This window comes from Vreelandella sp. EE27 (assembly GCF_968206495.1).
Window position 1 is genome coordinate 2,690,647 of sequence record NZ_OZ309109.1, and the last position, 12,427, is coordinate 2,703,073.

General features: G+C 61.1%; 13 protein-coding genes. 4 read left to right on the top strand and 9 right to left on the bottom strand.

What is annotated here, in order from left to right:
- Nucleotides 1-43: 43 nt before the first annotated feature.
- On the top strand, nucleotides 44-280 hold the full coding sequence (locus ACWHVV_RS12680) for a DUF3820 family protein (protein ID WP_447926561.1): 237 nt from the start codon (nucleotides 44-46) through the stop codon (nucleotides 278-280).
- On the opposite strand, the gene ACWHVV_RS12685 is transcribed toward ACWHVV_RS12680, so the two are convergent.
- The 5 genes from ACWHVV_RS12685 to ACWHVV_RS12705 all read right to left on the bottom strand — a co-directional run bounded on the left by ACWHVV_RS12685 (nucleotide 277) and on the right by ACWHVV_RS12705 (nucleotide 4,760).
- Entirely contained in the window at nucleotides 277-615 is a 339-nt protein-coding gene (locus tag ACWHVV_RS12685) for a hypothetical protein (RefSeq protein WP_447926562.1), read from the bottom strand. The two genes, ACWHVV_RS12680 and ACWHVV_RS12685, sit on opposite strands and share 4 nt — an antisense overlap.
- Nucleotides 616-679: 64 nt before the next feature.
- On the bottom strand, nucleotides 680-1,153 hold the full coding sequence (locus ACWHVV_RS12690) for a metallophosphoesterase family protein (protein WP_447926563.1): 474 nt from the start codon (nucleotides 1,151-1,153) through the stop codon (nucleotides 680-682).
- Nucleotides 1,154-1,161: 8 nt separating this feature from the next.
- The gene (locus ACWHVV_RS12695; protein WP_447926564.1) at nucleotides 1,162-1,788 is read right to left on the bottom strand and encodes an SDR family oxidoreductase; all 627 of its coding nucleotides are present in this window, start codon (nucleotides 1,786-1,788) and stop codon (nucleotides 1,162-1,164) included.
- Between the two features lie 80 nt (nucleotides 1,789-1,868).
- A complete protein-coding gene (locus ACWHVV_RS12700; RefSeq protein WP_447926565.1) occupies nucleotides 1,869-3,908 on the bottom strand; it encodes a methyl-accepting chemotaxis protein in 2,040 nt (679 codons plus the stop codon).
- A 237-nt stretch (nucleotides 3,909-4,145) separates the two neighbouring features.
- On the bottom strand, nucleotides 4,146-4,760 hold the full coding sequence (locus ACWHVV_RS12705; RefSeq protein ID WP_447926566.1) for a flavin reductase family protein: 615 nt from the start codon (nucleotides 4,758-4,760) through the stop codon (nucleotides 4,146-4,148).
- A 162-nt stretch (nucleotides 4,761-4,922) separates the two neighbouring features.
- On the opposite strand from ACWHVV_RS12705, the gene ACWHVV_RS12710 reads away from it, so the two are divergent.
- Together ACWHVV_RS12710 and arfB are read left to right on the top strand one after the other, a co-directional pair.
- Nucleotides 4,923-5,870, top strand: coding sequence for a D-2-hydroxyacid dehydrogenase family protein (locus ACWHVV_RS12710; protein ID WP_447926567.1), 948 nt, complete (start codon nucleotides 4,923-4,925; stop codon nucleotides 5,868-5,870).
- A 9-nt stretch (nucleotides 5,871-5,879) separates the two neighbouring features.
- A complete protein-coding gene (arfB, locus tag ACWHVV_RS12715) occupies nucleotides 5,880-6,293 on the top strand; it encodes an alternative ribosome rescue aminoacyl-tRNA hydrolase ArfB (protein WP_447893888.1) in 414 nt (137 codons plus the stop codon).
- Nucleotides 6,294-6,465: 172 nt separating this feature from the next.
- Here the strand turns inward: arfB and ACWHVV_RS12720 are convergent, their stop codons facing one another.
- The 3 genes from ACWHVV_RS12720 to corA form a co-directional block, all read right to left on the bottom strand.
- Complete coding sequence (locus ACWHVV_RS12720; RefSeq protein WP_447926568.1) at nucleotides 6,466-7,512, bottom strand: proline racemase family protein; 1,047 nt, start codon at nucleotides 7,510-7,512, stop codon at nucleotides 6,466-6,468.
- Between the two features lie 31 nt (nucleotides 7,513-7,543).
- Nucleotides 7,544-8,707: an alcohol dehydrogenase catalytic domain-containing protein gene (locus tag ACWHVV_RS12725; RefSeq protein WP_447926569.1), complete on the bottom strand. Its 1,164-nt coding sequence runs from the start codon at nucleotides 8,705-8,707 to the stop codon at nucleotides 7,544-7,546.
- Nucleotides 8,708-8,819: 112 nt separating this feature from the next.
- Complete coding sequence (corA, locus tag ACWHVV_RS12730) at nucleotides 8,820-9,788, bottom strand: magnesium/cobalt transporter CorA (RefSeq protein WP_447926570.1); 969 nt, start codon at nucleotides 9,786-9,788, stop codon at nucleotides 8,820-8,822.
- A 166-nt stretch (nucleotides 9,789-9,954) separates the two neighbouring features.
- On the opposite strand from corA, the gene ACWHVV_RS12735 reads away from it, so the two are divergent.
- Nucleotides 9,955-10,641, top strand: coding sequence for a hypothetical protein (locus ACWHVV_RS12735; protein ID WP_447926571.1), 687 nt, complete (start codon nucleotides 9,955-9,957; stop codon nucleotides 10,639-10,641).
- Nucleotides 10,642-10,710: 69 nt separating this feature from the next.
- Here ACWHVV_RS12735 and ACWHVV_RS12740 read toward each other — a convergent pair whose 3' ends face one another.
- Entirely contained in the window at nucleotides 10,711-12,210 is a 1,500-nt protein-coding gene (locus ACWHVV_RS12740) for a CoA-acylating methylmalonate-semialdehyde dehydrogenase (protein ID WP_447926572.1), read from the bottom strand.
- Nucleotides 12,211-12,427: the final 217 nt, after the last annotated feature.

A 12,427-nucleotide genomic window follows, 5' to 3' on the forward strand; every position in this document is an offset into this window, starting at 1 on the left:
CCATTGGTCTTCGACGACTATCAATAAGTGAGAAAGGCTGACCGTGAACCCCGACGATCTTGAAAAGCTGGTGACCTACACGATGCCGTTCGGCAAACACCACGGCTGGCTCATTGCCGACCTGCCAGGGCCGTACCTTAACTGGTTTGCACGTGAAGGCTTTCCTTCGGGCGAGATTGGCCAGCTTCTCCAACTGATGCACGAAATCGATCACAATGGCTTGAGCGGGCTGCTCGACCCGCTACGCCGCTCTCCCCCAGGGCATGCTCGCAAGCATTAGCGCGTAGCGAGTGCTTTAGCGTATTCCGCCTGGTAGGCGGCGCGTTGGCGGGCGGGGTCGTGAGGAAAGCGCTCAAGGGTGGTGGCCAGCTCGAAAAATCCTGTCGCCGGTATAGCGTCGCGCCGGCTGACCACCAGCGCGGCGATAAACGGCCGCTTTGCCGCCGCATCCTCACGCATTAGCTCCTCGAGCGCTTGGGTCACTCTTGCAATGGTGCGTGGTGGGGTAAGGCCTAACTGCTCTGCAACCTGCTGGTAGGTGAACGGCAATTGGCTTTCAGGGGCGCTCGCCAGCAGCGTTCGAACGGCGCAGGCAAGCGAAGTGGGTGGGAGCATCGCTCTCTTCTCGTTTTCAAGCACCCGTTTTGAAGTGCTTGGCCGGTGGTCTACCGGGCAAGCGCTACAAAGGCAGATGGATAATAGCGCGCTGGATATGACGCTCGCCAAGCCAAAGCTTGCCAAGCGTCAACGGCAGTTTGAAACGGCGCTTACCCGCCGCTCCCGGGTTGAACAAAAGCCTATCGCCTTGCCATTCGTTGCGTGGTTTGTGCGAGTGGCCGTGGAGTACCACATCGCAGGCAACCGCCTCGTCGAAGTCCGCGAGCCGATGCACCAGGTGCAGCCGCCAGCCGTTGACGAGCAGCGTTTGCGTGACGGGCAGTTTTTCACACCAGTCCGCGGTATCGATATTGCCCCTGACCGTGTAAAGCGGCGCGAGCGCTTCGAGCCGGTCGAGGATCAAAGCATCCTCGGGCTTATTACCCACATCGCCCAAGTGCAAAATCGCCCCACAGCCTGCCAAAAGCGTCAGCGCTTCGTCGCGCAGCAGGCCGTGGGTGTCGGCGATTACGCCAACGGGGGCGTCGAGTTTCATACGAGCGGCTAGCTAAACAGCGCGTCGATGGAGCGTTCGCCGTTTAGTAGCGTCACGGATTGGTTTTTCAGCGCCGGGTTTTTGACCACGTGAAGAAGCGCGTAGGCGACGTCCGCGCGGGTGACCGCCCCTGCACTCGCCTCCATCGAGTCGCTAAACCCATGCGTCGGCGCGTCATTGGTCAACGGCCCGGGTTTTAGAATCACGTAGGGCAGCCCGGCGCTTTGTAGATGCCGGTCGGCGGCGAACTTGGCCGCCATGTAGGGGCGCATCTTCTCCGGCGCTTCGAGCGGCTGCTCGGCGCGGATCGCGCTGACCATGACAAACCGCTCGAGGCCTTTCTCTTTGGCGATATCCGCCGTGCGAATCGCGCCATATAAATCGATCAATAGCGTCTTGTCCGGCCCGGTGTGCGGGCCCGAGCCGGCGGTGAAGACCACCTCGTTGCAGCCCTCGAAGGCATGGGCCATCTCGCCTTCGAGATCGCCGATGACGACCTCGATACCGCGGGCCTTGAACCACTCGGCCTGCTCCTCGCGGCGCACCATCGCCTTGACGGCTACGCCATCCTGCTGGGCCTGTTCGCAAAACTGCTTACCGATTTGACCGTTGGCACCGACTACGAGCGTCGTCATACTTCACTCCTTGTGTATCGCTTCAACTGTTCAGCAGTAGATGCCGACGCTGGCAGGCGAATTCAACCCCGGGTCGACGCTCAAGCCAGTTGCGGGGCTTTCTCGCTAGCGGGTAGCGTTTTGGTTTCAGCGTAGCCACTGACCTGGAACCGGCTCATCAGAGCGTGCATGTCCCCGGCCCGCTCATCCAGTCGTTGGCTTGCCTGAGTCGCCTCCTGTACCAGTTTGGCGTTTTGATGGGTGACCTGATCGAGCTGGGCGATCGCCTCGTTGATCTGCTCGATACCCGAGGACTGCTCGGAGGTGGCGTTGGCGATATCGCTGACGTAATGCGTCACCTCGCCCAGACTATCGATGATGTCTTGCAGGTGATTGCTCGAGGCGTGAACCAACTGCTCGCCTTCGCTGACTTTTTTGACGCTGTCATCGACCAGATGGCGAATCTGCGCGGCCTCATCGGCACTGCGTCCGGCCAGCTTGCGCACCTCCTGTGCTACCACGGCAAAGCCGCGTCCTTGCTCACCGGCGCGCGCGGCTTCCACCGATGCGTTGAGGGCAAGCAGGTTGGTTTGAAAGGCAATATCGTCGATCGCTTTGACGATCGACGTAATCTGCTCGCTGGAATGGCGAATATCGCTCATCGCCTCGGCGCTTTGTTTGGCCACACCGCCGGCGGCGCGGGCGCGCTGATCGACGTGATGGCTCGCCTTTTTCGCTTGTTCGGCGTAGTCCGCCGTCTGCTTCACCGTGGCGGTCATCTGCTCCACGCTCGAGGCCGTCTGCGCCAGTGAGCTTGCCTGCTGATCCGTACGCCCGGACAGGTTTTCATTGCCCCCGGCAATCTGGCCACTGCTGTGGGCAATGTCTTCGGCGCTTTCGCGCACCTGGCGCACCATGGCTTCGAACGTATCCATCATTTGATTGAAGGCAAACGCGGCCTTACCGACTTCGTCGTCATGCTTGAGCGCCAGACGTTTGGAAAGATCCGCACGCTCTCCGTCGTCGCCACCAATCGTCTCCATTTGCCGGCGCATCAGTACCAATGGGCCCAGTACGCGAACCAGCGTGCGCCAGCCAAATATGGCCAGTAGCGCAATGACGCCCAGGGTTACCAATATCAATAGCGTGCGCCCGGTATCGGCCAGGCGCATGGCGGCGGTGGCGGCACCGCTGGCTTGGGTGGTGATATAGCTGTTGATATCGTTTAGATCATCCTGCATCGACGCCAGGGCGGTGGTGGTGTCGGCAAGCGCCGCCTGGGTGCGTGCATCCAGCGCAAGCTGCGCTTCGCGCAACGCGTATACCGAGTCCGGGTCTTCGACCATCAGCTCGTTGAGTTCGGTGATCTCGTCGGCCAGCGCTGCGATGACGGCGCGTTGCTCCACTTCGGTACTGGGCGCCTCGGCAATGGCCGCCAGCGACTGAAGCGCCAGCGCTACCTGAGGGACGATGACATAGTTACGCAGATCCATCAGCTCTTCGATGTCGCTGGCATGCAGCATTTGACGGCTTAAATCCGCAAGCCTTGCAATGGCCACTCGCGCCTCGCCGCTCAGCCTACCGATATCGACGCGGGGGGCGTACAAGTCATCCAAAAGCTGGGTCGGGAGGGAGGTGGTCCCCTCTTCTCGCCAGGCCTCCATCATATCGCGCTGGGCCGCCTCGCGGCGCGACTGGGTGTAAAGCGTACGATCGGATACGGTTTGCGCGCTTTGGATGACGCTGTCGATGCGCTGCTCCATCTCGTCGATTTGCGCTGCGATTCGAATGCGCAGGCTCAACGTGTCCCGACGCACCCTATCCAGTGCGTTGTCACCTTCGAGCAGCTTTTCATAGCTTGTATCCAGCGACGCCAAACGCGCCACCTGGTCTGCGTGGGAGAGACGCGACAGGTCTTCCCGGGCACGCTGATAACGCTCATTCAATACGTCCTGTGAGGTGACCGCCCCCAGCCCCGCGGCGCTTTGCGCCGCCAGCATATCGGCGTGGCGCTGACCAAAGGCCCCCAATGTCAGCACCAGGTGGCGGCTAGCTTCCTGAAGGGGCAATACATCCCCGGTAATATAATGCTGGGCGTTGACGAGGCGCTGGTTGGTGAACCAGCCCGTCGTTGCGAGCACACAAGCCCCCAACACGGCCGCCGTAAAAAGGCCAATCAGCATAGCGCGGATACTTAACGACTTTTTCATTCTTCGTGTTCGCTTATAGTTAAAATAAAGAGCGTGGCCATATCGTTTGGACATCACGTTCGCTGCCCCTCATGGACATCGGGCGCAGTGCGCTACTCTTATCGGCCGAGGCTCGTTAAACTTAAGCGAATTTTACGACGAAGGGTGCAATAAAAAGTCCTCTCTCGATTAGCTCGGCCGCTCGATCACGAAGCGGTCGGTGATGCGCACGTAGTCGTTGCCGGCCAGCCGGCCGGTGGGTTTGAGCGTTGCCATGTCTACGTGGCGCCCGTCCCATATCTGCTCGTCGATGTGAATGCTCACTACCTGCACCAGCACCAGCGAGCCCGCCAAGGGTTTATCGCCAAAGCGGATCACATCGTAACGTTGGCAGCCAAAGGCGACCGGGGCGTCCTTGATGCGCGGCACGCTAACACCCGGCATTTCGGCTTTTTCGAGCCCGGCAAGCGTGAACTCGTCCTCCTGGGCGTCGAGCGTGGCGCTGGTCGCGTTGAGCGCCTCGATCAAATCCTCGCTGCCCACGTGCACGACGCACTCGCCCACCGCCTCGATGTTGTTCACCGTGTCCTTGGCCTTGCCTTCGCCATCCAGCAGCGGCGCAAACGCCAGTATCGGCGGATCGACGCTTGCCACGTTGAAAAACGAAAACGGTGCGAGATTGGCCCTCCCCTGGGCGTCGCGGGTGGCCACCCAGGCGATCGGGCGCGGGCAGATCGTGCCCGAGAAAAGCCGGTAAATCGTACCCGCGCTTAGTTCATTGTCTTCCATCACGTAGTGGGCCATGGCGTTCTCCTTCTTGCCTGACGGTGGACCGGCCGCTAAAGGCCGCATTATTTGAAACGTTTTAAAACGACAGTGGTTAAAGGGTAGCGGTCAATACCGCCTGATGTCTGTGCTTTAATAGTGAAAGACGTTTATCGATTCAAAAGTTCAAGGAAGACGCCCGTGCATATAGTGATACCCGATGACTACCAGGACTGTGTTCGCCACTTGGGCGCCTTTCAAAAACTCGACGGACTGACGGTGACCATCTACAACGACACCGTGACCGAGCTCGAAGCCCAGGTAGAGCGCTTCAAGGACGCCGACGCCCTGGTACTGATTCGCGAGCGCACACCAATGACCCAGGCGCTCATCGAGCGCCTGCCAAAGCTCAAGGTGATCAGCCAAACCGGTGGCGGCGCGGCGCACGTGGATATTGCGGCCTGCAAGCGCCAAGGGATCACGGTGATGGCCGGCAAGGGCTCGCCGGATGCCGCGGCGGAATTGACCTGGGCGCTGATACTGGCGGCGATGCGCCATATTCCCGAAGAGGTGGAAAACCTCAAGGCCGGGCGCTGGCAGCGCACCCTGGGCACGGGCCTCAAGGGGCGCACGCTGGGTATTTTTGGCTATGGCCGTATCGGCAGCGTAGTCGGCCGTTACGCCCAGGCGTTTGGCATGAAAGTGTTGGTGTGGGGGCGCTCCGGCAGCCGGGAGCGCGCGATCGACGCGGGGCTCGGCGTGGTGCAAAACCAGCAGGCGCTTTTCGAGCGCGCCGACGTGGTGAGCCTGCATCTTCGCTTAAACGACAAGACCCAACACATCGTCACCGAAGAGCACCTAACGCGCATGAAACCCGGCGCGCTGTTGGTCAACACCAGCCGCGCGGGGCTGATTGCCCCGGGGGCTTTGGAGGCGGCTCTTAAAACCGGCCGGCCCGGGCGCGCGGCTCTGGACGTCTTCGACGAGGAGCCCCTCACCTCGCACCCGCTTTTCGAACTGCCCAACGTCATCGCCACGCCGCACCTGGGCTACGTTGAAAAAGACAGCTTCGAGCTCTACTTTAACGATGCCTTCGACAATCTGTTGGCCTTTATCGACAACCAACCGGTGACCAACCTGGCGGGATAACCCCTAACGATGCTTCAAATTTCCAACAACGTGACGCTGGCGGACTGGGAAATCGTGATCAGCCAGATCCGCGCCCAGGGCGCGGGCGGCCAGAACGTGAACAAGGTCGCCTCGGCGGTGCATTTGCGCTTCGATATTTTGAGCTCCACCCTGCCCGCGGGGTACAAGGAGCGGCTGATGGCCTTTTCCGATCAACGGATCAGCAAGGAAGGCGTTATCATCATCAAGGCCCAGAGCCATCGCACTCTGGAGCTTAATAAAGAGGATGCGCTGGCGCGGCTCAAAGCGCTGATTCTGGAGGCGGTCACGCCGCGCAAGGCGCGCCGCCCGACCAAACCCAGCAAAGGCGCCAAGCGCCGGCGGGTGGACAACAAGACGCGCAAAGGCACGGTGAAATCGCTGCGAGGCAAGGTGTCGCCCTAGTAACGCCCCGGCTCTTTGAGCCATGATCGATCGAGCACGTCGTCAGCGCTCAGGAGCTGCCCGTAGCGGGGGTCTTTCGCCAGGGATGGCGAAAGTAGCCTACAGGGAGGTATTCATGGCGCCCCCGCGTAGGGCTGCTCCTGAGCCCACTGTCGCGCCGCTGTAGCGAACACTACTCGCCACCGTGGCGGTCGCTCAAGATATGGTGAAGCTCGCCGCAGGCGACCAACGGGTCGTCGCAGTTGATCACGATTTGCGAGGTAGCCAGCACGTAGCTGCGCCCGGTAATGGTGTTCTCCACTACCTGGTAGGCGCCTTCCTGATGGGTGCCGATAAAAGTACCGATGAAACCGGTTTCGCGAAGTGAAATGGTTTCGAGCTTGTCCCCGACGTTGAGCCGCCCTTCGTACTGCATCAACGCAAGGCGTGCCGAGGTGCCGGTGCCCGTGGTACTGCGACAAATCACGCCGGGGTGTACGTAGGTGGTCGAGCGCGAGCGAATATAATCCTCGCCGACCTGCTCTTCCGGCCCCAGGAAGTGTAAAAACGGCAGCGGCCCCACATCCCCCAGGGTGTAGTGGGAGAAGCCGCGCTTGGCCTTGATCGCCTCGACGATTTTATAAGCGCAGGCGGCAAGCGCGGCCTCCTCCTCGCGGACCAGCTTGAAGCCCAGCGCCTCGGCGTCGACCAGCGCGTAGAAGCCGCCGCTATAGGCGATCGAGTAGGTGACCTCGCCGATCCCCGGCACCGCGACGCTTTCGCGGTAGGTATCGATATAGCTTGGCAAGCCGCCGCAGGTGACGGATTCCACCACGCCGTTATGCACCCGCGCCTCGATCTGCACGAGCCCCGCCGGGGCCTCCAGGTTGAAGCGCTGAATCCCCTCCTGCTTGGCCACCAGGCCGCTTTCGAGCACCGCGGTGGCCGTACACAGCGTGTTGGAGCCCGAGTAAATGGGATACCCCATGACCTCCATGATGATATAGCCCGCTACCGCTTCCGGGTGGACCGCGGGCACGAGCAGGTCCACCGACATTTCAGGGATGCCGTAGGGCTCCTCGAGCAGCAGCCGACGCAAGCCATCGGCATCGTCGCGCAAATACTCCATTTGCTGGCGCACGCTCATCCCTGGCAGCGCATCGATACCGCCGGTGACGATGCGGCTGACATCGCCGCCGGCGTGGGTGTCCATCAGTTCAATGGTATGGCGTTTTTTCACGGCACGGCTCCTGGTCAAGTGGTCACGATGCTCAATTTGATTCGAGCGCGAACGCCGCGCCGTGAGCCTCCCACTGGGCATCGGGGACGATTACGATCTTGCCCAGGTAGCTACTGGCGCGGTTCATGAAGTAACGCTCGGCGTCGTGAAGCGCGGAGAGCTTGAACGCGGCGTGCAGTACGGGCTTGAGCTCACCGCTTTTGATCCACGCCATCAGCTGCGCCGCCTCGTCACGGGTGCCGTGAGAGACGCCAAAGATCTGCACCTGATAGAGATAAATACGCGTCCACATGATTTCACTGACGTTGCCGCCGCTGGCGCCGGCAATCGACAGCCGCGGGTAGGTCGTGCGCGCCTGCATATCGCCAATCATGGTGTCGATGAAGAGATCGGTCATCTGCCCGCCCACCAGGTCCATGACCGCGTCGATGTTCGCGCCCTGGGTGGCCTCGAGCACACGCTCGACGAAGCTTGCAAGATCGCCCCGGTCGATCACCGCCTCGGCACCGAGCGCAATCAGCGCATCCGCTTTGTCCGGCTGGCTCACCGCAAAGGGAATCGCCCCGACGATGCGGCAAAGCTGGATCAGCGCGGTGCCCACGCCGCCGCTGGCGCCACTGACCAGCACGCGCTCCCCCGCGCGCACGTTGGCGGCGGTCATCATGTGATAAGCGGTTTGATACGAGCACATGCCCATCGAGGCGAGTTCGGCGTCGCCAAGTCCTTCGTTGGGGATGTGGTAGAACTGATCCGAAGGCAGCGCGACGTACTCGGCGAAGCCCCCGTCGGCGCCGTGGCCGTAGTAGTCCGGGGTCAGGTTGATATCCCCGCGCTCATCGGCGTAGAGGTTGAAATCCAAAAGCCCACGCTCACCGATGCGCGAAGCATCGACGCCCTCGCCCACCGCGACGACCCGCCCGGCCACGTCCGCGCCCTGAATACGCGGAAAGCCAAGGGTCGGCGCACCGCCCATCGCAAAGGAGGTCACTTCCTCCTTGCCTTTGGTCGGGTAAAGCCCTTCGCGGGCCTTGCGGTCGGTATTGTTCTTGGCGGTCGCGGTGACCCTGACCAGCACCTGCCCCGGGCCCGGCGCGGGGGTAGCGACGTCCTCTCGATACTCGAGCTTGTCGACATCGCCGTGGCCAGTCAGCAGCATGGCGGCCATGGTATCCGAAACGGAGCGCACATCGGCCATAAACGGCCTCCTGTGGTTGAGTTCAAACCCGTCAAGGTCTGAGTGGGTTTAAAAGACCCTATCAAATTTAAAGGCCCCCTCAATCCCCCCCGCGCCGAATCTTTCGCCGCGGTTAAAACCACCCCTTGCGTTTGAACAGCCAAATCAACACGCCCGCGATGCCAAGCATTGCGCCCCACACGAAGAAGTAACCGTAGCGCCAGCCAAGCTCTGGCATGACCTCGAAGTTCATGCCGTAGATACCGGCAATAAAGGTCAGCGGTACGAAAATCGCGGTAATCACCGTGAGCACGCGCATGGTGATGTTCAGCTGGTGTGAAGAGATCGAGATGTAGCCATCGACCAGGTCGCCGCAGATCTCGTAGTACATCTGGGTCAGGCTATACAAGCGCTCGAAGCGCTCGGCCACGTCGTTGATCGCGTGCAGGGTTTCGCTTTGATCCCGCGGCAGGTGCTCGTAGTCGTAGGCGGTCAGCTCCTGGGTAATGCCCTTGTGGTAGCTGAAAATACGGCGCATTTTGACCAACCGGGACCGGTAGGTAATGATTTTACGCATCAGCACATCGTTGCCGTTGTCCAAAAGCTCGTCTTCCAGGTCGCTCAGCGCGGTTTCGAACTCCAGCAGGCTGTCGCTATAAAACCCCGCCGAGGTGTACATGACTCTGAGCGCGGCGCGCTCCGGCGACTGCGCCAAAAGCGCCTGGCCCTGGGCGTTGAAAAGCCGCTCGACGCTCATTGCCTCGCCCGGGTGCAGCGTGATCAGAAAGCGTTCACCGATAAAAAACGCGATCTGCTGCGGGATGAAGTTGAGCTCGGCATCGAAGGAGGAAATACCCCGGTAGATGATCAGCGTATGCTGCTCGAACTCTTCGATCTTGGGCGGGTGGCGCTCCTTGTGGGCATCCTGAATGGCCAGCGGATGGCACTCGAAGCGCTCGAGCAGCGTGCGCTCGGTCTCCTGCGTCTCGCCCTGCAGGTCGATCCAGATGTGGCTCTCCGGGTTTTGCTGCCACTGCGCGAAGAGCTCCTCGCCGCCGGTCTGAAACGTGCCGTCCGGCGCTGTCAACATACTGCGAATCATCGCTTTGCATCCTGAAAAAACGTTAAGAAGTGCCATAACCCGGCGTAAAGGCTGATAACTTTAGCCTACGTTGAATCCAGGCGTTAACGGATAGATGCGATAATTAATGCTATTGCGGCTAAAAAGCCATACTTTTAGAGGAAACCGTGCCCTTGAGGAAAACATCATGACCTTCACCGAAGCCAAAGAACACGTTAACGGACGGTTGCACGGTCTGTTTGCCGCGCCCTATCAAGCTTTCGAGAACAACACCCCCGAGCGCGAGCTGCATATCAAGGTCGCGCTTTATATGCTGCTGGGTCGGCCGATGACCCGCGGCCAGGTGACGCTCAGGATCGTACACGGTTGGGAAAACGGCGGCTGTGAACCCAATGACCTGGAACACATCGATTACCCGCTTGCCTCGCTCGAAGACTTTCGCGCCGCGGCCAGTGGCTTCGGGCAGTCGCGCCAAAGCACGCCCCAGCCTTCAAACGAAGGCGCGCTGCTGGCCAGGCCGCTCTCGGAGGCCATCGCCAACGCCGTGGCCAAGGGGGTCGCGCTCGACGACGACATTCAGGCAACGCCGGCGCGCTGGCCCGCTTTCGAAGGCGGCCTTGCGCTCTATACCCAGTTCAAGATGTACCACCGCCTGGTCTACGGCGAGGACGACACCTACCGCTGCTCGCTTTGTGAGACCGCTGAAGGGCTGCGGGAGATTCACGAATTTCACCTCGAAGAAGGCGAATTCGCGCTGCTCACCCCGCTTAGCGAACAGCGCGGTGGCGGTAAAACACTGTTGATCCTGCACGAAAGCCAGCTCGGCCCGATCGAACAGCTGTTCGAGCAAAGCCTGCCGCTTTTGGAGCGTTAAAACACCTTCGACGATGGTTCGAGCTCGTATCGGCGCCGCCCCCGCGCCGATACGTTTCGAGGGTGAGCGCTAGCTCAGCGAGATCGTGCTGTTGATGCCGGCGGAGACGTTTTCCGGCTCGAACCAGCGGGCGGTAACGGTTTTGGTCTGCGTCCAGAAGGCAATCGCCTGCTTGCCGTTGGGCCCCAGGTCGCCAAGTTTGGAGCCGCGCGAGCCGGTAAAGCTGAAATAGGCCACCGGGACCGGAATGGGCACGTTGATGCCGATCTGGCCCACGTCGATATCAGACTCGAAGCGCCGGGCCACCCACCCGGCGCTGGTGAAAATCGAAGTGCCGTTGCCGTTGGGGTTAGCGTTGATCAACGCAATGGCCTCATCGAGGGTCGCCACGTTCACCACGCATAGCACCGGGCCGAAAATTTCCTCCTGATAGATGCGCATGGTCGTGGTCACGCCGCTGAAAAGCGTGGGGCCAACGAAGTTGCCTTCCGGGTAGCCCGCGACCGTGTAACCACGCCCGTCGAGTTCGAGAGTAGCCCCCTCATTGACACCCTGCTCGATGAGCGCTTCCACCCGCGCTTTGGCCTGGGGGGAAACCAGCGGGCCCAGGTCCGCATCGCGCTGGGTGCCGGGGCCCACGCGCATGTTTTGCGCGCCCTGGATGATATCCTCGAGCCAGGTTTGTGCCTCGCCCACCAGCACCAGGACAGAGTTGGCCATACAGCGCTGGCCCGCCGCGCCAAAGGCCGACCCCAAGAGGCTATTGATCGCCTGGCTGCGGTTGGCGTCCGGCATCACGACGCAGTGGTTCTTGGCGCCCATCATCGCCTGCATACGTTTGCCCGCCGCCGCGGCGCGCTGGTACAAAAGCGACCCCACGTGAGACGAGCCGATGAACGAAAGCGCCTTGATGCTCGGGTGATCCGCCAACTGGTTGGCGACCTCCGGCCCCCCGTGCACCACGTTCAATACACCGGGCGGAATACCCGCCTGGTGGGCAAGTTCGACCAGGCGCAGAGTGGCGCTCGGGTCCTGCTCCGAAGGCTTCAACACGAAGGTATTGCCCGTGGCGATTGCCAGCGGAAACATGAAGCACGGCAACATGATCGGAAAATTGAACGCCGTGATGCCTGCGCCAACGCCCAGGGGCTGGTGCAGGGTATACACATCCACATCATTGGCCGCGTTTTCGGCCAGTTCGCCAAGCTGCAGCGAAGTGATCGAGCAGGCGTGCTCGACCACTTCGAGCCCGCGACCGACTTCACCTTCCGCATCCGGCAGGGTTTTGCCGTGCTCCTCGGTAATCAGCGCGGCCAGTTCGCCGGTATGCTCGCGAATCAGCGCCGCCAGCGTCATCATGATGCGCATGCGCTTGTTCAAGGGCACCTTGCGCCACTGCTTAAACGCTGTCTGGGCGCTTTGAATGGCCCGCTCGACCTCTTCCGGGGTGCAAAAGGGCACACGGGCAACGACCTCCTGGGTGGCCGGGTTGATCACATCGCGCCACTCCCCGCTTTGCGAGGTGACGGCCTGGCCGTCGATAAAAAGAGGAATCTCGCGTAGAGCCACGGCGTTTCTCCTGATGCTGTTGTTATTGCTTTATAGAGGGCGCCCGCGCCAGCGTGATCGTTTTTATCGTTATGCCGATGCTATCGCCGCCTACCCGGGCAGGTATTGCCGCCAAGATATAGCAGCAAGTTAACGTAAACGTCAATTGGCGCTTGGGCGCTGAACCACGAATGCGCGTTTGGGGGGTGCCCCGGCAGCTTTGGCGCCGCCGGGGCGC

Excerpts from the sequence above, each read along its gene's own strand:
- ACWHVV_RS12685 (WP_447926562.1), bottom strand. The coding sequence starts at position 615 with ATGCTCCCACCCACTTCGCTTGCCTGCGCCGTTCGAACGCTGCTGGCG.
- ACWHVV_RS12690 (WP_447926563.1), bottom strand. The coding sequence starts at position 1,153 with ATGAAACTCGACGCCCCCGTTGGCGTAATCGCCGACACCCACGGCCTG.
- ACWHVV_RS12695 (WP_447926564.1), bottom strand. The coding sequence starts at position 1,788 with ATGACGACGCTCGTAGTCGGTGCCAACGGTCAAATCGGTAAGCAGTTT.
- ACWHVV_RS12705 (WP_447926566.1), bottom strand. The coding sequence starts at position 4,760 with ATGGCCCACTACGTGATGGAAGACAATGAACTAAGCGCGGGTACGATT.
- arfB (WP_447893888.1), top strand. The coding sequence starts at position 5,880 with ATGCTTCAAATTTCCAACAACGTGACGCTGGCGGACTGGGAAATCGTG.
- ACWHVV_RS12725 (WP_447926569.1), bottom strand. The coding sequence starts at position 8,707 with ATGGCCGATGTGCGCTCCGTTTCGGATACCATGGCCGCCATGCTGCTG.
- corA (WP_447926570.1), bottom strand. The coding sequence starts at position 9,788 with ATGATTCGCAGTATGTTGACAGCGCCGGACGGCACGTTTCAGACCGGC.
- ACWHVV_RS12735 (WP_447926571.1), top strand. The coding sequence starts at position 9,955 with ATGACCTTCACCGAAGCCAAAGAACACGTTAACGGACGGTTGCACGGT.